Genomic DNA, 21,641 nt, shown 5'->3' on the forward strand with positions numbered 1-21,641 from the left:
TTCCTTTCCTCTTACCATACCATGATCCTTCTTCTGATCAATTTTTATGCTTAGTAAGAAAATCCCGATACGCGGTTAAGCCGTTGACGTTGTTATCAATACGGGCAACTAATTGGACAGTATAGTGCTGGCTGTCAAAGGAACCGTTGGATTTTAACCGACGGTAAACAATTTCATCATTGGGGAAAAGCGGTAATCCGTGGGGATAGAAGGCCATCGCTTGATCTAGTGAGACTAAGGCTTGCATCTGTTCGAATGTTCCAACCCGTTGGACCTGACACTCGGGGTTGCTAGACTTTAGTGTGGCCAGAAATGCGGCTTGAAGATAGGTTGAACTTTCGTTGCTATAGTATAGGATTGGCCGCGCGGTTAGGTCTTGGTCAGTAAGAAAATTCTTACTGGCAATCGGATTGCGGCGACTGAGCCCCAGAACCATTTCTCCGCTGGCAATTGGTGTGCTGGAAAGCTCGGCGTGAATTAAGTGTTCGTGAGTTCCGTAATCCAGAATATAAGCGCAGTCCAAAGTTCCCATGGTTATATCGGCGATCAGGTGCTCAATGCCGGCTTCACTGATGTGGAAGCGAATTGGCAAGTTGGCCGTATCTTGATAAGCGTGGATATGGTTGACCAATAGGCGTCCTTCAAAAGGAGAAAAGTAACCAATGCGCAGGTGCTGAAAACTTTGCTGGCTGATGCTATGAAGCTTCACGATGCTGTCGTCCAACTGATTAAGCAGTTCTGTTGCACGTTGAACAAAGTAGTTTCCGGCATTGGTTAAGGTAACCTTATTTGGGCCGCGAAAGAAAAGCTGGACCCCCAACTCATCCTCTAAGTTGGCCATTTGTTTGGAAACCGTTCGTTGAGAGATGAACTTTTGGTCAGCAACCTTTTGGAAGCTCCCCAGTTGAGCGACGGCCAGGTAATTTTTGAGTTGTTCGGTATCCATTTTTGCCTCCTTACCCGTCATTTTTTTGCGGGTGTCACATATATTTAACATATTAACTATTTCACAATCTAATTATAATGAAAGCAAATCAAAATTACCAAAGGATGGTGTGATTCATGAAGAGTAAACAAAATAGTTACGATGTTGTGGTAGTTGGTTCCGGAGCGGCCGGAATAGCAGCCGGGTTGACGGCGGTTCAGGAAGGCCATAGTGTCTTACTGCTTGAGAAAGGTAAGACCACCGGTGGCAGCAGTAACTATACTGAGGGGCTATTTGCAATCAATTCTTACTTACAAAAAGCGAAGGGGATTCATATTAAGGCAACCGATGTATTAAGTGAAGAGGTAAATTATTCTAAATATAAAGCTGATTCACGGATCTGGCGTAATTACATTAACAGTAGTGCAGAAAATGTCCAGTGGCTTCATGATCAAGGAGTTGAATTCGAAGGAGTTCAGGCGATGGGCGCCGGTGAAGCAACTTGGCATATATATAAAGGAATGGGGCACGGGGTAATTCATGATGTTCTCCAACCGAAGTTTATTGAGCAGGGGGGCGAGGTATTAACACTTACGCGAGCAATCAAATTGACCCGGCAACCCGACGAAAGATTGCGGGTAACCCTACGAGATCACCGGAGTGGTGCCAAGTACGACGTGATTGCGCGCACGGTAGTTCTGGCTTCCGGTGGCTACCTGAATAATTCCAAGCTAGTTGCTGAAGAAACGAATTATGATGAATCCCGGTTAGTACCGGTTAGCTCCGGGAAAGGAACTGGTGATGGCTTACGGATGGCCTGGAACATTGGCGCACAGAAGTACGGGACTGGAATGGCGATGCTGTTCGGTGGCTATTTACGTGATGAGCACGAGCCTTCCTACAAGATGATGGCTTCTCAGATGAACACTGCGGCTGGCCAACAACCACTTCTCTGGGTAAACCAGGATGGTGAACGCTTTGTCAATGAAGAAGTAGTCTATAATTTCTCATTAGCTGGGAATGCCTTGTATACTCAGTCACAGGTTTTCAGTATCTTGGATCAAGGGGTCATTGATAGGATGGCTGCCGATGGTAACTTCATGGGGCTCGGTATTTATGTTAAGCGGGGACAAAAAATGGACCAGCTACAGGCCGAAATCAATCAGGCACTTGCAGATCAGAAGGGCTTTATTTATAAGGCAGATACCATTGAAGAGCTGGCCACGCAGATGAACTTACCGGTTGAGAAGCTGGCAGCAACAATTCAACGCTATAATCAGTTTGCTGACCAGGGCCGTGATGATGATTTTGGCAAGGACCCACAATATTTACAAAAAATTGTGCAGGGCCCATTCTACGGTTTTCATTTAAGTATCGGGGCCTTCTGCACCATGGGCGGTTTAAAGGTTACCCCGGCAAACGAGGTGCTTGATAATCAGGCCCGGGTGATTCCGGGATTGTATGCTGCTGGTAATGATGCTTCGGGCTTAGTTGGCGATACGTATGGGCCGAATATGCCAGGAACGTGCGTAGGATATGCGTTTTACTCTGGTCGTAATGCCGCTCACCACATTGGTGAATACTTAAAGTAGTCATATGCTGAACGAGAAGTTCAATTTTGACAGATCCATCATAAAAAAGCAGCAAACGTAAGATTTGCTGCTTAACCTATGCGAATTATTTTCTAAGCGACAGCTTGACCACCGCTTCGCACCGGGCCGTCTGCGGCATCATGTCGACGGGCTGGATGTAGTCAACGTGGTAGACGCTGGTCAGGCGGCGGAGGTTACGGGCCAGGGAGGCCATCCCGCAGGAGACGTAGGCGAACTTGCGCGGCTTGGTCTTGAGGATCGCCTTGATCAGGTTATCGTCCAACCCGGCCCGCGGCGGATCGACCACCAGGGCGTCAAAGGTCAGTCCCTCCTTTTGCCACTTAGGAAGGAGGTCCTCGGCCTTGCCAACCTCATAGCGGGCGTTGGTGATTTTGTTGAGGCGGGCATTCTCGTTGGCGTCGGCCACGGCCTCGGGGATGATCTCCATCCCTAAGACGTTCTTGACCCGGGAGGCCAGAGATAAGCCGATGGTCCCGATCCCAGCGTAGGCATCGATCAGGGTGTCATCGGGAGAAAGCTCCAGGGCCTTGGCGGCTTCCTCATACAGGACCTCGGTTTGGGCTGGGTTCAGCTGGAGGAATGAGCGAGCAGAGAGCTTGAAGTCCAGGCCCATCAGGCTCTCGGTGATCGTATCTTTGCCGGCCAGGCGAATAGTCTGGTCCCCCCAGACGAGCGGGGTGTCACCGGGGTTGACGTTTTGCATGACCGAGACCACTTCTGGGAGCTGCTTGGCGATGGCGTCCAGCAGTTGGTGCTTGTGGATCAACTTGGGAGTGTTGGTGATGATCGTAAGCTGCACCTCACCGGTGGTCCAGGATTCCCGGACGGCCAGGGTCTTGATGATGCCGCTGTTGTGGTCCTCATCGTAGACCGGGATGTTGAGCTCTTCGATACTCTTAACCACCGTTCGAACGACGTGCATCGTCTGGGGCATCTGGACGGCGCACTCCTGTATGTCGACCAGGTCGTGGCTGTCAGGCTTGTAGAGTCCCGCGGCCACGTGCCCATTGACCATCCTTACCTGGAACTGGGCCTTGTTCCGGTAGCCGTATTCCGCCGGCGCGGCGATGGTTGGCCGGACATCGTAGTTGCGGTAGCCATAGGGTTGGAACTTGCTCAGGCTATCGAGCACCACCTGACGTTTGAACTTCAGCTGCTCCGGGTAGGCCAGGTTCTCAAGCTCAAAGCCCCCGGCCACGTCGGCGTACGGATCGCGTGGGGTAACCCGGTGCTTGCTAGGCCGGCGCAGACGGTGGATCTTGGCTTCGAGAAAGCGGGGCATGACCTTAGTGACTTCGGCCACGATGACCTCTCCCGGCAGGGCCCCTGGAACGAAGCAGACCTTGTGCTTGAAGTAGCCGATCCCGTGGCCGTTGACTCCCAGCCGCCGGATTGTCAGGGGGAAGCGGTCCCCTACACTGACTGTGACATCTTGTTTCGCATTTTTTTGTACCATTGTTATTGCTCCGATCTATATTGGTGTTCCTTATTTTAGCATACTTGCTGGGGAAGACAGGCGGTTGACGCCGTCTGATTAGCGGGCTTTTATAATCAAAACTTTGAAAATGATTCAACTATTTAAAAGAATACTAATAATCAGTTTTTATCCTTACAAAAATATTGTAAAATAAAAATGTGAAATGTTGCATAAAATAATGAAGGAAGTGACACCTTTGAAAATTGCTGCAATTGCCGGATCAAACGCCAATCATTCCTACAACCGGATGCTGCTGGAGTTCATCGCCAAGCAGTACCAGGATACTGATGAGGTTGATGTGATTGATATTCGCGATGTTCCGATGTTTAATGAAAACTACAAAGGGCGGGCACCTAAGGTTATTGCGGACCTCGACCAGCGAATTAAAGCTGCCGATGCCGTGATCATTGCCAGTCCAGAATACAACCATTCCATTACCTCGGCTTTAAAGAGTGTTGTTGAGTGGCTTTCTTATGAAGTCCACCCGCTGGAAAACAAGCCCGTCATGATCGTCGGGGCTTCAACGCACGAGCAGGGATCGTCACGTTCCCAGGTTCAATTGCGGGATATCTTGATCTCGCCAGGGGTCAACGCCCAGGTATACCAGGGCGGCGAGTTCTTCATGAGTGACGTTGCCAACTTGATCGACGAAGACGGCAACATCACCGATGAAATGTCGATCAAGTTCCTTGATAAGTGTGTCGATGACTTTAAAATCTACGCCCGCGCGATTAACCGGATGGTTGAAGAGACGGCCGCAGAAGCTGAACAGAAGGAGGCGGCAAAGGACTAATGAAAAAGATTCTGGCACTAGTTGGGACGAACGCCAACTTTTCCTATAATCGTCTGTTGCTGAAGTTTATGAAAAAGCACTTCAAGCAAATGGCCGACATTGAGATCTACGAGATCAGCAAACTGCCCGCTTTTGGAGTCGATGTTCCCCTCGAAGAGCAGACCGAGGTTTGGAAGCTCAAGCAGAAGGTCAAGGCGGCTGACGGGGTGGTCTTCTCCACTCCAGAATACGACCACGGGATCCCGGCCGCGTTGAAGAGTGCCGTAGAATGGCTTTCCTACCACACGACGGTCCTCAAGAAGAAGCCGGTCATGGTTGTCGGGGTTTCCTACGGACGGCAGGCCTCTGCCCGTTCCCAGGTCCAAATGCGGCAAATCCTGATTTCACCGGACTGTGATGCCAACCTCATGCCGGGCAACGAGGTCCTGATCGGTGGGGCTACCCACGTCTTCTCCAAGGATGGCCGGCTGATCAACGCCGAGATGCGGGACAACCTGGAAGAGTGCTTTACTCACTTTATTGAATATATTCAAATTTTTGAAAATGTGGACGAGGAGGAAGTCAAAATGCCAATCAAGCAGCCACGGATCAGCGAGGCTTACATCAAGTTCCCAACTGGCCGTTTATCGCTGAAGGAAGTTCAACAGATCTTCAGCACCATTCCATTTGAAATTGACCTGATTGATAGTGCCGACAACTTTGCTTGGTACTCAGATAAGCCAAACCGGGAGCACGTTCGTGACGTGGCTTCCCTGGGCGAACCCGTAACGGAATGCCACCCACCGAAGGCTGTACCTGCCGTGATGGCGATCATCAACAGCTTCCGTGACGGTCAGCGTGATGTTGTTACCCGGCCACTCTGGATGAACGGTCACCGTTCCCTGATCCAGTACTACGCCCTGCGTGACGTTGACGGCCATTACCTGGGAACGATCGAGTTTACCGGGAGTGTTGAATACATCCTGAGCCTCTTTGAAAACGGCGCCTGGGACAAGGGCGGTGTAACAAAGACAGCCGCTAAGCCCGCACCTGCTACAGCAGCCGATGACGGTGAGAGCGCTGATGCTTCAACCGGCGCCTCAGAGTCCGAAGATGACGGCGCGGCCGTAAGTGCAACGCCAGCAACCGCCGAGCCGGCCGGAATCGAGGAAACCGATGCGGATACCGGGGCTTCTGAATCTGGCAGTGTTGATGCCGATGATGAAGCTGCGGACGCCACTACCGGTGCTTCCGAAGAAGAATAATCATGGATGAGAATCTGATTGACCAGAAGCATACGCTGACCCACTATGCTCTGGGGACGCGAATTGTGCTGACGGTTTACGGAGACGCGGCCGCCGAAATTCTTCAGCCCACGATGGACCTGGTCGACGGGTATGAGGACCGGCTGACGGTCAACCGGGACCAGTCGGAGTTAATGGACGTCAACCACGCGGCGGGCAGTGCGCCGGTGGCGATCTCGAAAAGCAGCTATGAACTGGTCAAGCTGGCCGTCCGCTACAGCCGGGAAGATTTTGGCTTCAACGCCTTGATCGGTCCGCTGGTCAAGCTCTGGAAAATCGGCTTTAAGGGGGCCAACGTCCCGGACGATGCCGATATTAAGGAGCGTCTGCAGCTAATCGACCCCTGGCAGGTGCAACTCGATGACCAAAAGCAAACGGTCTACCTGAAACAGGCTGGGATGGAGCTGGACCTCGGCGGGATCGCCAAGGGCTACATCGCCGATCGCATTAAGGATTTCTGGACCCAACAGGGGGTCACTGTCGGGATCATTAATCTTGGCGGAAACCTCCTCTTCGTTGGGCCGTCACCACGCCGCAGCGACGGTCAGTGGGTGATTGGGGTCCAGGATCCCCAGCTTCACCGCGGGGAAAACATGGAGGTTGTTAAAAAGCCCGCCTGTTCCGCCGTGACGTCGGGGATCTATGAACGTTTCCTGATCAAGGATGGCCATCGCTACCACCACCTGATCGACCCGCGGACGGGGTACCCGCTCGTCACTGACCTAAGCAGTGTGACCGTCTTTACCGACCAGTCGGTGATGGGGGAGATTGAAGCCAAGCGGCTCTTCTTCAACGGTCAGCCGATCCCTGGCTGGCTGGAACGGCCGGGCAACCGCGGGGCAGTTTTTATCCATAATGACGAATCGGTTGAAAATGTTGGAGTATAGATAAAGAGGACTGACAGAGCGTCAGTCCTCTTTTTGTATGGATATTATTTCCAATCCAGTGCCAGTCCCTGTTGCTGCAAGGCGGCGCTTAGTTTGTCGCGGGTCGTCTCGTGCTTGTCGAGCTTGGCACCGGCAATTTGTTTGGTAAAGGAATCGATCCGGCGGTTGGCGTCCCGCAGGTCATAGTACTGGGTGACGGTCTGATCATAGTCCTTGAGGTCGCTGGCCGTGAAGTCGCGGTGGTAGTCATTTTCCATTACCAGCGTGTCGAGTGGCAAGCGTGGCTTTAGTTGGGGCTCCTGGTCCGGGATGCCGACCTGCAGTCCCAGCAGGGGGAAGGTCATCTTCGGCAGGTCGAGGACCCGGATTAATTCCATGGGGTCGTCTTTGATGGAGCCGAGGATCACCCCGCCAAGGCCCATGCTTTCGGCGGCGACCAAGGTGTTTTGAACTGCTAGGACGGTATCCTCCACGGCCTGCTGGAAGATATCGGTGGTGTGCAGGCGGCCATCATCCTTGCCGGCTGCTTGCCGGATCTGCTGGTTGCGGTAGAGGTCGACCAAAAAGATCAGCAAGTCACCGTTTTGACCAATGTAGGGCTGGTTGCCGATCCGGCGAATTGCGGCCCGCTTGTCTTCGTCAGTGATGTGCAGGATGCTGAACTGTTGCATGAACATGCTGGTAGAGGTGTGGCGGGCAGCCTCGTACAGGGTGGTTAGCTGTTCCTTATTGAGTGCCTGGGGCTTAAATGCCCGGATGGAGCGATGATTAAGCTGGTGATCGATAGTTGAGTTGTGAATCATAACGAATCTCCTTACTTTTTGTTAGCTATATTTTACCACAATTGGCAAAGGTTGACAGTTGCTAAAAAAGATCAGATGTAATATGATAATGGCAATAAGAAACACGGATGCATTTCAAGTAGACCACATAGAGAAGCCGCGGGTGGTGCAAGCGGCCGGTCGAAACTCCGGTGCAGAAAATGACGTGGGCGGGTAATGCCGCACGGCCGATGACCGTTATCCATCACGAGGGTGGTAGAAATACCAAACTTGGGTGGTACCGCGGAACTAAGAGCCATTTCGTCCCAAAATTTTGGACGGAGTGGCTCTTTTTATTGGAGGCAATAAAATGTTAGATATTAAGAAGATTCGCAAAGACCCAGAATTCTTTAAGCAAAAGCTGGCGACCCGGGGCGTTAAGGCCGAAGAGATCGACGAAGTGTTGGCCCTTGATGAAAAGCGGCGGGACCTTTTGCAACAAACCGAAGCCATGAAGGCCCAGCGTAACGCTGCTTCCAAGCAGATCGGTGAGGCCAAGCGCAATGGGGAGTCCGCTGATGAGGCGATTAAGCAGACCCGGGAACTCGGTGACAAGATCAAGGAACTGGACCAAAAAGTAGAAGCAAACGACCAGGAGCTTCATGACAAGATGGCTCATTTGCCAAACATCCCGCACGACGGTGTTCCAGTCAGCCTGACGGAAGACGGCGCCGTTGAACTGCGGAAGGTCGGCCAAATCCGTGACTTTGACTTCGAACCAAAGCACCACTGGGACGTCGGTGAGAACCTGGGGATCCTGGACTTTGACCGGGCCAGCAAGGTTTCTGGTGCCCGCTTTGTCTATTACCTGGGCTTGGGTGCGCAACTCGAACGGGCCGTTTACAACTTCATGCTGGATGAACACATGAAGGACGGCTACACCGAAGTACTGCCACCGTACATTGTAAATGCCGACTCAATGTACGGCACTGGTCAGTTCCCGAAGTTCAAGGAAGGGGTCTACCAGGTTAACGGCGAGGACATGACCTTGATTCCAACGGCCGAAGTTCCATTGACGAACTACTACCGTGGCGAGGTCATTCCGGAAGAGGAACTGCCGGTCTACGTTACGGCCCTGACCCCATGCTTCCGTTCAGAAGCCGGGGCAGCTGGTCGGGACACCCGTGGTTTGATCCGGATGCACCAGTTCAATAAGGTTGAAATGGTTAAGTACACCAAGCCAGAGGATTCTTGGGATGAATTAGAGAAGATGACGGGCAACGCTGAGAACATTCTGAAGAAGCTCAACATTCCATACCACGTCATCACCCTGACGACCAGTGACATGAGTTTCACCGCTTCTGAAACTCACGATATCGAACTGTGGATGCCAGCCCAGAACAAGTACCGGGAAGTATCATCCTGCTCAAACTGCCTGGACTTCCAAGCACGGCGGATGCACACTCAATACCGGGACGAAGACGGCAAGCTGCAATACGTCCACACCTTGAACGGGTCTGGTCTGGCAGTGGGTCGGACGGTTGCCGCTATTTTGGAAAACTACCAAAACGCAGACGGCTCCGTGACGATCCCAGAAGTACTGGTTCCTTACATGCACGGAATCACGAAGATCACCAAGGAAAACGCGGTACCATTCCGCAATAAGCTGAACAAGTAAAAAATTAAAGTTGGGAAAAGCACCAGCGCACTCCATAATAGGCTAGCTTCGCGTCGTTAGACACTAAGAGCGCGGTTTTTCCCGCAATTACTATATAAAAATCATTAGGCACTCCGGGGAAATATTCCCGGGGTGTTTTTTTGATCCCAAACAAAATGAGAAAATTCTTATAAAAAATGAAGGACCATTTCAAATGCCTTAATTTAAATAAGTTATATTGCCGTTCCCCCTTTTTATTTATCAATTTTAACCGCTTTCATCTTGGATAAGCACACGGTTGGCTTAAAAGTATTCAATTATTTTTACCGGGGTGATAGAGTATTATCAACGTTAAAATTTGATTAAAAAGGAGTCGGTTATGATGCGGAGGATAAGTTGGAAAAAGATTTTTGCCAGCTGGCTTGCGGTTCTCGCAATTGCAGTTGGGTGGTTGCTGGTCGAACCCCAGTCTGCCTCCGCTGCCGAGCCGACGTATACGATCGCGACGAATAACACCTTCGAGCCGTTTGAAATTCAGGACAGCAAGGGCGGCTATTCCGGTAAGAACCCGGGGATTGAAATTGAAATGCTCAGAGCGATTGCCAAACACGAGCACTTCAAGTACAAGCTCAAGCCGATGAGCTTCAACGGTGACCTCCAAGCCCTTGAAGGTGGCCAAGTGGACGCCGTGATGGCCGGGATGAGTGTCACCGATGAACGGAAGCAGAAGTTCGACTTCTCCGTTCCTTACTACACTGATGGGGTCGAGATGGCCGTTGCTAAAGATAGCAACATCAAGTCTCTAAAACAGCTGAAGGGCAAGACCGTTTCGGCCAAGTCCGGAACCAGTGCAGCCCTCTTCCTGAAGAATAACCAGAAGAAGTATGGCTACAAGATCAAGTACTTCGATTCCTCTAACACGATGTGGAACGACGTCAAGATCGGCAACACCGCTGCGACCTTCGATGATGGCCCGGTCCTCGAATACGGGATCAAGACCGGGGTGCCGCTGAAGATCGTGACGAAGAAGCCAATCGATGCTCAACCGGTGGCGATCGGTTTCCAAAAGGGCAAGAACCTGGAAATGCAAAAGAAGGTCAACGCCGGAATCACCTGGTTGAAGAAGACCGGCCGGATGCAGAAGATCATCGACAAGTACACCAAGGGCAACAAGACCGCCAAGAGTGCTACGGCCGACCGGACGATCCTTGGCTTGCTGAAGGCCAACCGGGAAGCCCTGCTACGGGGCCTCTGGATGACCGTTGAATTGACGATTGTCGGGATTGTCTGCGCGATGCTCTTCGGGTTGGTCCTCGGGGTGCTGGGAATCATGCAGAACAAGTTCGCCCAGGCGGTTTCCAGCGTGATCATCTACATCTTCCGGGGCCTGCCAATGATCGTTTTGGCCTTCTTCATCTACATGGGGGTACCAAACGTCATTGGCCACAAGGTACCGCTGTTTGTCGCCGGGGTCATCACCTTGATGCTGGACGAAGGTGCCTACATCGGGGCGATCGTCAAGGGTGGTTTTGAGGCCGTCGATCCCGGACAGTGGGAAGCGGCCCGGAGTTTGGGACTGCCTTACCACAAGGCACTGATCAAGGTCATTGCCCCACAAGGGCTGAAGATCATGGTACCGTCACTGGTTAACCAGTTCATCATGACCCTGAAGGATACCTCGATCCTGTCCGCAATTGGGGTCATGGAATTGACCGAAACCGGGACCGTTATTATTTCGCAGAACATGGAAGGGTTCAAGATGTGGCTGATCATTGGGACCATCTACATCATCATCATTACCCTGTTGACTTGGTTATCGAACTACATTCAGAAGAGGATGGCTTAATATGGATAAACGATACAAAGTACAAGTTAAAGACCTGCACAAGAGTTACGGGAACAATGAAGTCCTCCAAGGGATCAACCTGAACGTGGCCCCCAGTGAGGTAGTTTGCATGATCGGTCCATCCGGTTCCGGAAAGAGTACCTTCCTGCGCTGCTTGAACCGGCTGGAAGTACCCAACGGCGGGCACGTCTACGTCGACGGCTACGATATTGCCGACCCGAAGGTGAACATCAACAAGGTCCGGGAAAACATCGGAATGGTGTTCCAACACTTCAACCTGTTTCCTAACATGTCCGTGCTGGATAACATCACCCTAGCGCCGGTGCAGCTGGGCAAGGCCAGCAAGGAGGAAGCCGAACAGGAGGCCCTGCATTACCTTGACTTGGTTGGGTTGCGCGATAAGGCGAACGTCAACCCGCGGACTCTTTCAGGGGGGCAGAAGCAACGGGTGGCGATCGCCCGGGCCCTGGCGATGAAGCCAGACGTGATGCTCTTCGATGAACCGACGAGTGCCCTCGACCCCGAAATGGTTGGAGACGTGCTGGAGGTCATGAAACAGCTGGCTAAGCAGGGAATGACCATGATCGTGGTCACCCACGAGATGGGCTTTGCCAAACAAGTGGCCGACCGGGTCGTCTTCTTCCACGATGGCAATATTCGTGAACAAGGAACGCCGGAAGAGATCTTTGACCATCCGCAACATCCAGATACGAAGAATTTCCTGGATAAAGTGCTGAATGTCTAGTCAAAGGAAAACGAATTTTTTACAACTTTTTGATCTTATCGTTTGACATTTATGCTGAGATCGGTATAATGGTCAATAACTTCTAAGGTTGGTTACCAGAGAACCCGATAGATGCTGAGAATCGGGTCCAGCCACATGGCATGATCGATGAAATAGGGTGGTTCCTCTATCGACTCAGAGGTAGTTCCTAACTGGAACTATGAAGATGGGTGGAACCGCGTTGAAAAAACGTCCCTGGTACAGATGCCGTACCAGGGACGTTTTTCGTGTCATGCTTAATATATATCCAAGGAGGGAAATTTATGGACGAACAACAGCAACAGAAACTGAAGCGCTCACTGAAGAGTCGCCATGTCACCATGATTGCCATCGGTGGGGCGATCGGAACAGGATTATTCCTTGGTTCTGGGTCTGCGATTCATAAAGCCGGCCCATCAATTATTCTCTCGTATTTAATAGTAGGGATTTTCTGCTTCTTCATGATGCGGGCGCTTGGTGAGTTGATTTTAGCCGACACCAGCAAGCACTCCTTCATTGATTCTGTAAAGGAGTACTTGGGTGATCGAATGGAATTTGTGGCCGGGTGGATGTACTGGGCCTGCTGGCTGACCCTGGCGATGGCCGACTTGACGGCGACGGGAATCTACTTGCGCTACTGGTTCCCAAGCCTGCCGCAATGGGTTGGGCCGCTGGTCATCGTGATCCTATTGATGCTGGTCAACATGGTCAACGTCGGGTTGTTTGGTGAGCTTGAGAGTTGGTTCTCGATGATTAAGGTGATTGCCATCCTGGCCCTGATCGCAGTTGGCGTGATCATGCTCATCTTCCACAGTTCCGTGGCCGGGCGGCCGGTAACCCTGACTAACCTGGTCAGTCACGGAGGCTTTTTCCCAACCGGTCCGCTGGGCTTTCTGATGTCATTTCAGATGGTGGTCTTTGCCTTCGTTGGGATTGAGATGGTCGGGCTGACTGCCGGGGAAACTAAGAATCCTCAAAAGGATATCCCGAAGGCGATTAACACCCTACCAGTTCGAATCGGGCTATTCTACATTGGTTCGATGATTGCGATGATGGCAATCTACCCATGGTACCAAATCAAGACCAGTTCCAGCCCGTTTGTGCAAGTCTTTGCAGCTATCGGGGTTCCCGGAGCGGCTGCTATTTTGAACTTCGTGGTCCTGACGGCAGCAATGTCGGCCACTAACAGTGCCATTTTCAGTACCAGCCGGTCTCTGTACTCGCTGGCCCGGGGTGGCAATGCACCAAAACGGTTCAGTGAGCTGAGTGCCAAGGCCGTACCAAACAACGCGCTGACCTTCTCATCACTGATCCTGTTCATTACGGTGATTCTGAACTACATCATGCCGGCGGGCGTCTTTGACATGATCGCCAGCATCTCGACGATTACCTTTATCTTTACCTGGTTGATCATTCTGTGGGCGCACATCAAATACCGGCAACAGCACCCGGCTGGGGTTTCCTTCTTTAAGATGCCTGGTTTTCCCTTTACGAGTTGGCTGACGATTATCTTCTTCTGTGCCGTGCTGGTGATCTTGCTGTTTATCGACAGCACCCGGCTGCCGCTGATCATTACCGTTGTTATTTTTGCCCTGCTAGCCGTTAGCTATGACTTTTTAGCAAAAAAGAAAGATTAAATTTTTGTCAAATATAACGTTCGGATTGCCTGAAAAAAGTCCAAAAATGACGGCACAAACAGTAAAAAAATTGCCAATTGTCTAACTTGTGAAACCGAAACCAAGCCTATCGTGGCGCGGTTTGGTTGAAGTTTTGAAAATGGAATACTATACTAAGGGTGTGGAAAGAGATCGGCCCTTTGATACGAACATCTTCTCATAATAAACTACTTTGAAGTTAGTTAATTAAAATGACTTTACATGATAATTAACAACACCCCACTCCAGACGAAACATATTAGTTTCCTTGAAAAGTATGTTAGCTAAAAATTAGTGGCCATATCTACAACCTAAATGATAATAAGCTATAAGGGTTCTTCACAAAAGGCGAAAGAACTGCAGATAGAGAGACACAATAACGGATCTTGATACAATTAACAGTGACCGATCCTTTCCATGCGGAAGCGCGGAGACATTAATTTGTCTCCGCTTTTTTAGTTTTAAAACTGATTGGGGGACTGGAGAAAAATTCAGCTTTTTCTCCAGTCCCAATTTCCCGGGAAATTTTATTCCGGATCGGCTAGCGATTTACCACTCGTCGTGTTCTTGAAACCATCGAAGGCCTGTTCAATGGTTCGGTATTCCAGATCGGTCAGTTTGATGTCCAGTGACCGGGCGTTAGCTTTGACCTGCGTGTCATGCTTGGCTCCCGGAATGACCATGGAAATCAGCGGGTTCTGCATGTACCATGCTAGGATAACTTGCGCAACGGTGGCCTGGTGGGCCTTGGCAATTGGCCGTACGACATCTACCGCCGTCAGAACCTTGCTGAAGCGCGGTTCGCTGAAGTCCGCAATCTGGCTGCGGATATCATCGGCCGGGAAGTCAACCTTGTGGTCGTACTTCCCCGTCAACAGGCCAGAAGCCAGTGGGAAGTAAGGAACAAAGCTGATCTGGTGGTCGTGCAGGTAATCCAGCATTCCTTCGGTCAGGTGATCCTGGTGGAGGAGACTGAATTCATCCTCCACGACATCGACATAGCCGTCCGCGTTGGCCTCCTTGATCTGGTCAAGGCTAAAGTTGGAGATCCCAATTGCTCGAATCTTGCCGGCTTCCTTCAGCTTTTGGAGAGCGCCGACTGCCTCGGCCTTCGGGGTGTCATGATCAGGAAAGTGAATATAGAAGATATCGATATAATCGGTCCCCAGTCGTTCCAGGCTCTTATTGACCTGTTCAGTCAGGAACTCTGGCCGGTTATTGATCACCTGGTCACCGCTGGAGAAGTCCTGGGCGCCTTTGGTAGCCAGGACAATCTTGTCGCGGTCATATTCTTTCATTACGGACCCAACCAATTCTTCAGAATGCCCCAGCCCATAGACGTAGGCCGTGTCGAGCAGGTTAATTCCGTTGTCTAAAGCTGCCCGGACGAGCGCGCGGCCGTCATCATCCTTGAGATTTGGGAAGAGATTGTAGCCGCCAACGGCATTGGTGCCCAGGCCAAGTGGGGTTGCTAAGACGTCGGAATGGCCAACTTTAACTAAATTTACACTTTTCATAATTAATCGTACCCTCCTTGAATAAAGCGCTTTCTGACGTTGGTTATATTATATCTTTTTTTATGCAACAAATGAACAAAATTTCTGATTAGGAATGCAATATTGATCATTTTTTAAAAAACAAGTATAATGATGGTCCTTGGCAGGGGCGGAGAAATGGTTACTGAAAGGCATACTGTTTCTCTATTCTTTTGTTACTATTTGTTAGCGCTTCCACAAAATTGAAAATCTTTGTGAAATAAATTTTTTACCGAGTTTGACCAGTGAATATATAGAAAGTAAAACGTTACAGCGCTTTACTGGACGTTGTAAACGCCATCATTTCACAAAGGATGTAATAATTTGTGCTTTACAGGAACTAAAATTTAAGATATTCTAAAGATGTCTTAAAGTTAGCTCACTTAACAAAGCAATTATTCGTTCAATTTGGATAGTCGGGCTAGCAATTGCATGTATTTTATATTAAGGGGTGTAAATATGTATCTCGCAATCAATATTATTGGTCTGATTGTCTTCCTTGCGATCGGTTGGCTGTTCTCAAAGAACCGTAAGGCCATCAACTGGAAGACGGTTGCGATCATGGTTGTTATTAACCTTATCCTGGCATGGTTCCTGACCGGTTCTGCCGCAGGTCGTGCTGGTGTTAAGGCTGCTGCCGACGGTTTCGTTTGGATCGTTGACGTATCTGCAAAGGGTACGGTCTTCGCATTAGGTAATTGGTATAACCCAAAGAACTTGAACTTCATCTGTTCCGCTCTTATGCCAATCCTGATGATTGTTCCACTGTTCGACATCTTAACTTACATTGGTTTCCTGCCATGGATCATTAAGTGGATCGGACGTGGACTCTCATACATCACTGGTCAGCCTAAGTTCGAATCTTTCTTCGCTGTTGAAATGATGTTCTTAGGTAACACGGAAGTTCTGGCCGTTTCTGGTATGCAAATTCGGAAGATGAGCAAGGAACGTAACTTGACCTTGGCCATGATGTCAATGTCTTGTGTTACTGCCTCAATCCTTGGATCATACATTCTGATGATGCCTGGTCAATACATCTTAACCGCTGTTCCAATCAACATCATGAACGCTTTGATTGCGACGAGTATGTTGAACCCTGTTCAGGTTGCTCCTGAAGACGACACGATTGAAAAAGTTGGTAATAATGATAACGGTAAGAAGGAACCATTCTTCAGCTTCTTGGGTGACTCCATCCTGGGCGCTGGTAAACTGATTCTGATCATCATCGCAAACGTTGTTGCCTTCGTTGCATTGGCTGCCCTGATCGACAAGATTCTTGGCCTGATCTGGAAGCCACTGTCACTTGAAAGTATCCTTGGTGTCTGCATGTTCCCATTCTCCTGGCTGCTCGGTCTGCCAGTTCACCAAGCATGGGACTTGGCACAAAACATGGGTATGAAGTTAGTTACGAACGAATTCGTTGTTATGGGTAAGGTTTCTGGTTCAATCAACCACTACCCAGAACACTTGAAGGCGGTTCTGACGGTCTTTGTTACTTCCTTCGCCAACTTCGGTACTATTGGTATGATCATTGGTGCCTTCAAGGGTCTGGCCAACAAGGAAGATAACGACTACATCGCCCAAAACATTGGTTACCTGCTGCTCTCTGGTATCTTGGTATCACTTCTGTCAGCTGCCTTTGTTGGTCTGTTCGTTTGGTAAAACTAAAAAGCAGCTTGTAAGGGCTGCTTTTTTTAACCACCGTTTCGGAAACGCTTGCATTTCTAAAGGAGGAACAAATTATGACTACTAAGATTATTATGGATACTGATCCGGGAATTGATGACGCTGCTGCTTTGACGATGGCGATTAACGACCCATCGATTGACCTGAAGCTGGTTACGGCAGTTGCCGGTAACGTCACGGTCGACAAGACCACGGCCAACGCCTTAAAGATTATCCACTTCTTTGGTAAGGATATCCCGGTAGCAGCCGGTGCTGAACAACCGCTGATCAAGCCATTCGAAGACGCTGCCCGGATCCACGGTGAATCAGGAATGCCTGGCTATGACTTTGGTGATGACTACGGTCAGCCAATCAAGAAGACGGCCGTTGAAGCACTGCACGATGCCATCATGGCCGAAGACGAGGTCATCTTGGTACCAACTGGTTCTTACACCAACATTGCCCTCCTGTTCAGCGAATACCCAGAGGTCAAGAGTCACATCAAGAAGATCGTGGCAATGGGTGGTTCCATGTCCGGCGGTAACATGACCAGTGCCGCTGAGTTCAACGTCTTCACCGATCCAGACGCTGCCCGGATTATGTACAACGCGGGTATTCCTATCGTCATGGTTGGTCTGGATGTTACCTTGAAGGCTCTTTTGACCAAGGACACGATCGAGCGTCTGGGACAGATGAATAAGACTGGTGAAATGCTCCACGCCTTGATTACCCACTACAACGACGGAACTGATGAAGGGCGTCCAATGCACGATGTCAACACCATCTTCTACCTGCTTCATCCAGAAGCATTTACTACCAAGAAGATGTGGGTTGATGTTCAAACTGAAGGCCCAGCAATCGGGGCCACGGTTGGTGACATTCGTGGTGCCTACCACGATGGCAAGACCAACGCGGAAGTTTGCCTGGACATCGACGCTGAATACTTCAACAAGTGGTTCTTGGATGAAGTCAGCAAGATGCAATAAAAATTAATTAGGCGGGGTTGGCGACTTTGATGGTCGCCGCCTTTTTCATATATAATGTCTGAACCAAAAGGGCAGTCCTGCTAGTCGTCAGGGTTGCCCTTTTAATATTAATCACCCAGGTATTTCCCGGGAAATATTAATGCTAGTCAACGAAGGCTGGCGGTTGAAAGTAGGCCGTTTTTACGGTACAGTAGTAGGGTAACGTGAAACATTTTGCTGTTTCACGAAAGGAGGATTTGATGAATCCAGAACAATTTCAACAGGCGTTGGCGGATCACGGGATCACGCTGACCGCTAAACAATTAGAACAATTTGCAACCTACTACCGGATGCTGGTTGAAAGCAACAAGCACGTTAACCTGACCCGGATCACTGACGAGGACGAGGTCTACCTGAAGCACTTCTATGACTCCATCACTGGGGCCCTGGCACAGCCGCGCTTGCAGACTGAGCCGCTGACCCTGTGTGATATTGGTGCCGGGGCCGGCTTTCCGTCGCTGCCGCTGAAGATTGCCTTCCCGCAGCTCAAGGTAACGATCGTGGACTCGCTCAACAAGCGGATCGCTTTTCTAGATGAATTGGTCGCTACGCTGGGCCTGACTGATGTAAAACTGGTTCATGACCGGGCGGAAACGTTCAGTGCCAAGAAGAGCACACACCGGGAGCAGTTCGACGTCGTGACGGCTCGGGCGGTGGCGCGCCTGTCAGTATTGAGCGAACTTTGCCTCCCGGCGGTCCGGGTTGGCGGTGAGTTCATCGCCTACAAGGCCCTGGCGGCACCCGAGGAATTGCAGGATGCCGCTAAGGCCATTGCCAAGCTTGGAGGCCAGGTTCGCCAGACGGTCAAGCTGGTGCTGCCGGGAACGGATGATGAGCGCAACATCATCCTGATCGATAAGACGGCCCCGACGCCGGCGAAGTACCCACGGCGGCCAGGATTGCCAAACAAGAAACCAATTCAATAGGGTCAGGGGGAGAGAACATGGCATTTTCACTATTCAACTTTGGCAAGAGTGATACAAATAATAAGAATAAGGTTGTCGACATTAAGCTGGACCAGATCATTCCTAACCGTTACCAACCGCGGAAGGTCTTCAACCAGGACGAGATCCGCGAGTTGGCCCACACGATTGAAGAGCACGGACTGCTGCAGCCAATCGTGCTCCGGGAATACGAACCGGCCAAGTACGAGATCATCGCTGGTGAGCGGCGCTATCGGGCAATGAAGCTGCTCGGCTGGGAGACCACCCCGGCCATCCTCAAGAAGATGACTGACGAGGAGTCGGCCTCTTTGGCCCTGATTGAGAATCTCCAGCGGGCCCAACTGAGTTCCGTGGAGGAGGCCCAGGCCTATCGCCAACTGATGGACCTCAACCACCTGACCCAGGCAGCCCTTGCCAAGGGAATGGGAAAGAGCCAGTCCTTTGTTGCCAACAAGCTCCGACTGCTCAAGCTGATTACCCCCGTGCAGACGGCCATCCTTGACCATCGGATTTCTGAGCGTCACGGCCGGGCCTTGCTGGACCTGGACGAGAACCAGCAACGGACGATGCTGATGCGGATCGTCAATGAACGCCTGACGGTTCGTCAGACGGAAGACGAGGTCGCCAAAATCTTGAACCGGCCATTGCCATCGGAAGTTGCTAAGCAAAAGAAGCTGGCCAAGGAACAGGCAGCTCAGGCCACGAGTCCAGCTACAGCACCTGCCAAGAAAAAGTCTGCTAAGAAAGCCAAGAAGAAACCAGCAAAACCTTCCAAGGCGACTGCCAAGGTTACCGATGGACGTCTCGCGTTGAATACGATTAAGAAGTCGATCAAGATGGCCACGGAGAACGGCTTTAAGGTTACCACCCGCGAAAAGGAAACGGGCAATGCCTACCAGCTGACCATCGAAATCCCCAAAGAGCAGTAAGGAGGCAGTAAAATGGGCGCAGTAATTGCGTTAGCAAACCAAAAGGGCGGCGTTGGGAAGACCACGACCAGTGTCAACTTGGGGGCCTGCCTTGCCGACCTGGGACAACGGGTATTATTGATCGACCTTGATCCGCAGGGCAACGCCACCAGCGGCTTGGGGATCGAAAAACGGCAGATCGAACAGAGCGTCTACGATGTACTGATCGACGAGGACACCATGCTCAAGGACGTCATCAAGGCTTCCAGCCACCCGGGACTGGACATTGCGCCGACGACGATTGCCCTCTCGGGGGCGGAGGTTGAATTGACCAACCTGATGGCACGGGAGACCCGGCTGAAGGCCTCTTTCGGCACGGTTCGAGATGATTACGACTTTATCCTGATTGATTGTCCGCCATCGCTGGGGCTATTGACGATCAATGCCTTTACGGCGGCAGATTCAGTCCTAATCCCCGTCCAGAGCGAGTACTATGCCTTGGAGGGGTTGAGCCAGCTACAGAACACGATCAACCTGGTCAAGCGGCACTTTAACCCGCAGATGAAGATCGAAGGGGTTCTACTGACGATGTACGATAAGCGGACCAATCTCGGCCAACAAGTCAACGCCGAGGTGCGGAAAGCCTTTGGCGATCGTGTCTATACGACGGTGATCCCCCGGAATGTTCGCCTGTCGGAGGCGCCAAGTCATGGCCTGGCGATTGTTGATTACGACAAACGGTCGACGGGCGCCCACGTGTACGAACAACTAGCAAAGGAAGTGTTGGCAAAACATGGCAAAGCGTAAAACAGGCGCACTAGGTCGCGGGATCGAAGCCCTCTTTGAAGAAAATACCATTGCGGCTCCGGATGAGACGGAGCAGGTTCAGGATATCAAGCTGACGGCCATTCGGGCTAACCCTTACCAACCCCGCCGCACCTTTGACCAGGCGGCATTGAAGGAATTGGCCGCCTCGATTGAAAAGTCAGGGGTCTTTCAGCCGATCATTTTGCGGCAACCCGACCCCCAGTTGGAACGCTATGAGCTGGTAGCCGGTGAACGGCGCTTCCGGGCGTCAAAGCTTGCCAAGCAGGCGACGATTCCAGCGATTGTCCGGACGATGAGCGACGAGCAGATGATGGAGATCGCCGTCTTGGAAAACTTGCAGCGAGAGGACTTGACACCCCTTGAAGAGGCCCAGGCCTACCAGACGCTGATGGAGAAACTGTCCTTGACGCAAGCGCAAGTTGCAGCTAAATTAGGCAAGAGTCGGCCCTACATTGCCAATTACCTACGGCTGCTAGGGTTGCCAGCACCGATCAAGGAGGCCCTGAACGCGGGCAAGCTGTCGATGGGCCAGGCTCGTACTATCTTGGGCTTGAAGAATAAGCACCAGTTGACCCAGCTGGCGAACCGGGCGGTGAAGCAGAATCTGACGGTTCGGCAGTTGGAGAAGATCGTTGCCCAGATGAACGGGACGGCCAAAGAAAAGGACCAGCACAAGCACCAGCGCAAACCAGTCTATATTCGGGAGGCTGAGGATCAGCTCCAGAGCAAATTTGGTACCAAGGTTGCGGTTTCTCAAAGCCGGAAGCACGGCAGCGGGAAGATCGAGATTCCGTACAGCTCAAATGCGGATCTGACCAGAATTTTGGAACTGCTTGATATTTCACTTGACTAGGAGGAATGATGACAATGGCTAGTTATGATAAGGGCGATATCGTCATGATGAAGAAGGCCCACCCGTGTGGCAGCAATCGTTGGGCGATTACCCGGGTTGGGGCTGACATCAAGATTCAATGTCAGGGTTGCGGCCACGTGGTAATGATGACCCGACAGAAGTTCGACAAGGGCCTCAAAAAGGTCATTGAAAAAGCCCACCCAGCGGAATAAATCCGGATAAA

General features: G+C 51.1%; 19 protein-coding genes. 15 read left to right on the forward strand and 4 right to left on the reverse strand.

The genetic code is table 11. The features are described from left to right. Positions 1-37 precede the first annotated feature (37 nt). The gene (locus ACI31J_RS04860) at positions 38-946 is read right to left on the reverse strand and encodes a LysR family transcriptional regulator (protein ID WP_439773311.1); all 909 of its coding nucleotides are present in this window, start codon (positions 944-946) and stop codon (positions 38-40) included. Positions 947-1,062: 116 nt separating this feature from the next. On the opposite strand from ACI31J_RS04860, the gene ACI31J_RS04865 reads away from it, so the two are divergent. After that, the gene (locus ACI31J_RS04865) at positions 1,063-2,517 is read left to right on the forward strand and encodes an FAD-dependent oxidoreductase (protein WP_439773312.1); all 1,455 of its coding nucleotides are present in this window, start codon (positions 1,063-1,065) and stop codon (positions 2,515-2,517) included. 85 nt (positions 2,518-2,602) lie between these two features. Here the strand turns inward: ACI31J_RS04865 and rlmD are convergent, their stop codons facing one another. Further along, positions 2,603-3,994, reverse strand: a complete 1,392-nt coding sequence (gene rlmD, locus ACI31J_RS04870; protein WP_439773313.1) for a 23S rRNA (uracil(1939)-C(5))-methyltransferase RlmD — start codon at positions 3,992-3,994, stop codon at positions 2,603-2,605. A 217-nt stretch (positions 3,995-4,211) separates the two neighbouring features. On the opposite strand from rlmD, the gene ACI31J_RS04875 reads away from it, so the two are divergent. The 3 genes from ACI31J_RS04875 to ACI31J_RS04885 are packed head-to-tail and all read left to right on the forward strand — an operon-like array spanning position 4,212 to position 6,978. Continuing rightward, positions 4,212-4,808: an NADPH-dependent FMN reductase gene (locus ACI31J_RS04875; RefSeq protein ID WP_439773314.1), complete on the forward strand. Its 597-nt coding sequence runs from the start codon at positions 4,212-4,214 to the stop codon at positions 4,806-4,808. Then, a complete protein-coding gene (locus tag ACI31J_RS04880; RefSeq protein ID WP_439773315.1) occupies positions 4,808-6,052 on the forward strand; it encodes an NAD(P)H-dependent oxidoreductase in 1,245 nt (414 codons plus the stop codon). The genes ACI31J_RS04875 and ACI31J_RS04880 overlap by 1 nt, the downstream gene beginning before the upstream one ends. Positions 6,053-6,054: 2 nt before the next feature. Continuing rightward, positions 6,055-6,978 carry an FAD:protein FMN transferase gene (locus ACI31J_RS04885; protein ID WP_439773316.1) on the forward strand — a complete coding sequence of 308 codons (924 nt, stop codon included), beginning with the start codon at positions 6,055-6,057 and terminating at the stop codon, positions 6,976-6,978. Positions 6,979-7,022: 44 nt separating this feature from the next. Here the strand turns inward: ACI31J_RS04885 and ACI31J_RS04890 are convergent, their stop codons facing one another. Beyond that, a complete protein-coding gene (locus ACI31J_RS04890) occupies positions 7,023-7,781 on the reverse strand; it encodes an NADPH-dependent oxidoreductase (protein ID WP_439773317.1) in 759 nt (252 codons plus the stop codon). Positions 7,782-8,109: 328 nt separating this feature from the next. On the opposite strand from ACI31J_RS04890, the gene serS reads away from it, so the two are divergent. From serS to ACI31J_RS04910, 4 genes are all read left to right on the forward strand, one after another. Beyond that, the gene (serS, locus tag ACI31J_RS04895) at positions 8,110-9,417 is read left to right on the forward strand and encodes a serine--tRNA ligase (protein WP_439773318.1); all 1,308 of its coding nucleotides are present in this window, start codon (positions 8,110-8,112) and stop codon (positions 9,415-9,417) included. 361 nt (positions 9,418-9,778) lie between these two features. Further along, entirely contained in the window at positions 9,779-11,242 is a 1,464-nt protein-coding gene (locus ACI31J_RS04900) for an ABC transporter substrate-binding protein/permease (protein WP_439773319.1), read from the forward strand. Between the two features lies 1 nt (position 11,243). Then, positions 11,244-11,987, forward strand: a complete 744-nt coding sequence (locus ACI31J_RS04905) for an amino acid ABC transporter ATP-binding protein (RefSeq protein ID WP_439773320.1) — start codon at positions 11,244-11,246, stop codon at positions 11,985-11,987. A gap of 302 nt (positions 11,988-12,289) precedes the next feature. Next, positions 12,290-13,642, forward strand: coding sequence for an amino acid permease (locus ACI31J_RS04910; RefSeq protein ID WP_439773321.1), 1,353 nt, complete (start codon positions 12,290-12,292; stop codon positions 13,640-13,642). Between the two features lie 545 nt (positions 13,643-14,187). Here ACI31J_RS04910 and ACI31J_RS04915 read toward each other — a convergent pair. Further along, positions 14,188-15,177, reverse strand: a complete 990-nt coding sequence (locus ACI31J_RS04915) for an aldo/keto reductase (RefSeq protein ID WP_439773322.1) — start codon at positions 15,175-15,177, stop codon at positions 14,188-14,190. A 477-nt stretch (positions 15,178-15,654) separates the two neighbouring features. On the opposite strand from ACI31J_RS04915, the gene ACI31J_RS04920 reads away from it, so the two are divergent. The 7 genes from ACI31J_RS04920 to ACI31J_RS04950 all read left to right on the forward strand — a co-directional run bounded on the left by ACI31J_RS04920 (position 15,655) and on the right by ACI31J_RS04950 (position 21,630). Then, positions 15,655-16,857 (forward strand): NupC/NupG family nucleoside CNT transporter, encoded by a 1,203-nt coding sequence (locus tag ACI31J_RS04920; RefSeq protein ID WP_439773323.1) that lies wholly within the window; start codon positions 15,655-15,657, stop codon positions 16,855-16,857. A gap of 80 nt (positions 16,858-16,937) precedes the next feature. After that, the gene (rihC, locus tag ACI31J_RS04925; RefSeq protein ID WP_439773324.1) at positions 16,938-17,846 is read left to right on the forward strand and encodes a ribonucleoside hydrolase RihC; all 909 of its coding nucleotides are present in this window, start codon (positions 16,938-16,940) and stop codon (positions 17,844-17,846) included. Between the two features lie 239 nt (positions 17,847-18,085). Further along, positions 18,086-18,811, forward strand: a complete 726-nt coding sequence (gene rsmG, locus ACI31J_RS04930; RefSeq protein ID WP_439773325.1) for a 16S rRNA (guanine(527)-N(7))-methyltransferase RsmG — start codon at positions 18,086-18,088, stop codon at positions 18,809-18,811. Between the two features lie 17 nt (positions 18,812-18,828). Beyond that, positions 18,829-19,758, forward strand: a complete 930-nt coding sequence (locus ACI31J_RS04935; RefSeq protein WP_439773326.1) for a nucleoid occlusion protein — start codon at positions 18,829-18,831, stop codon at positions 19,756-19,758. A 12-nt stretch (positions 19,759-19,770) separates the two neighbouring features. After that, positions 19,771-20,544 (forward strand): ParA family protein, encoded by a 774-nt coding sequence (locus tag ACI31J_RS04940; RefSeq protein ID WP_439773327.1) that lies wholly within the window; start codon positions 19,771-19,773, stop codon positions 20,542-20,544. Next, a complete protein-coding gene (locus ACI31J_RS04945) occupies positions 20,531-21,418 on the forward strand; it encodes a ParB/RepB/Spo0J family partition protein (protein ID WP_439773328.1) in 888 nt (295 codons plus the stop codon). The genes ACI31J_RS04940 and ACI31J_RS04945 overlap by 14 nt, the downstream gene beginning before the upstream one ends. Positions 21,419-21,432: 14 nt before the next feature. Further along, entirely contained in the window at positions 21,433-21,630 is a 198-nt protein-coding gene (locus ACI31J_RS04950; protein WP_439773329.1) for a DUF951 domain-containing protein, read from the forward strand. Positions 21,631-21,641 lie beyond the last annotated feature (11 nt).

Origin of the sequence: Limosilactobacillus sp., from assembly GCF_051873075.1 — a bacterium.
In the GTDB taxonomy this organism is placed as follows: Bacteria; Bacillota; Bacilli; order Lactobacillales; family Lactobacillaceae; genus Limosilactobacillus.

Coding starts and splice junctions, on each gene's coding strand:
- serS (WP_439773318.1), top strand. CDS start 8,110: ATGTTAGATATTAAGAAGATTCGCAAAGACCCAGAATTCTTTAAGCAA.
- ACI31J_RS04940 (WP_439773327.1), top strand. CDS start 19,771: ATGGGCGCAGTAATTGCGTTAGCAAACCAAAAGGGCGGCGTTGGGAAG.
- ACI31J_RS04885 (WP_439773316.1), top strand. CDS start 6,055: ATGGATGAGAATCTGATTGACCAGAAGCATACGCTGACCCACTATGCT.
- ACI31J_RS04860 (WP_439773311.1), bottom strand. CDS start 946: ATGGATACCGAACAACTCAAAAATTACCTGGCCGTCGCTCAACTGGGG.
- ACI31J_RS04915 (WP_439773322.1), bottom strand. CDS start 15,177: ATGAAAAGTGTAAATTTAGTTAAAGTTGGCCATTCCGACGTCTTAGCA.
- rsmG (WP_439773325.1), top strand. CDS start 18,086: ATGAATCCAGAACAATTTCAACAGGCGTTGGCGGATCACGGGATCACG.
- ACI31J_RS04920 (WP_439773323.1), top strand. CDS start 15,655: ATGTATCTCGCAATCAATATTATTGGTCTGATTGTCTTCCTTGCGATC.
- ACI31J_RS04890 (WP_439773317.1), bottom strand. CDS start 7,781: ATGATTCACAACTCAACTATCGATCACCAGCTTAATCATCGCTCCATC.
- ACI31J_RS04865 (WP_439773312.1), top strand. CDS start 1,063: ATGAAGAGTAAACAAAATAGTTACGATGTTGTGGTAGTTGGTTCCGGA.
- rlmD (WP_439773313.1), bottom strand. CDS start 3,994: ATGGTACAAAAAAATGCGAAACAAGATGTCACAGTCAGTGTAGGGGAC.
- ACI31J_RS04910 (WP_439773321.1), top strand. CDS start 12,290: ATGGACGAACAACAGCAACAGAAACTGAAGCGCTCACTGAAGAGTCGC.
- ACI31J_RS04950 (WP_439773329.1), top strand. CDS start 21,433: ATGGCTAGTTATGATAAGGGCGATATCGTCATGATGAAGAAGGCCCAC.
- ACI31J_RS04900 (WP_439773319.1), top strand. CDS start 9,779: ATGCGGAGGATAAGTTGGAAAAAGATTTTTGCCAGCTGGCTTGCGGTT.
- ACI31J_RS04945 (WP_439773328.1), top strand. CDS start 20,531: ATGGCAAAGCGTAAAACAGGCGCACTAGGTCGCGGGATCGAAGCCCTC.
- ACI31J_RS04935 (WP_439773326.1), top strand. CDS start 18,829: ATGGCATTTTCACTATTCAACTTTGGCAAGAGTGATACAAATAATAAG.
- ACI31J_RS04880 (WP_439773315.1), top strand. CDS start 4,808: ATGAAAAAGATTCTGGCACTAGTTGGGACGAACGCCAACTTTTCCTAT.
- ACI31J_RS04905 (WP_439773320.1), top strand. CDS start 11,244: ATGGATAAACGATACAAAGTACAAGTTAAAGACCTGCACAAGAGTTAC.
- rihC (WP_439773324.1), top strand. CDS start 16,938: ATGACTACTAAGATTATTATGGATACTGATCCGGGAATTGATGACGCT.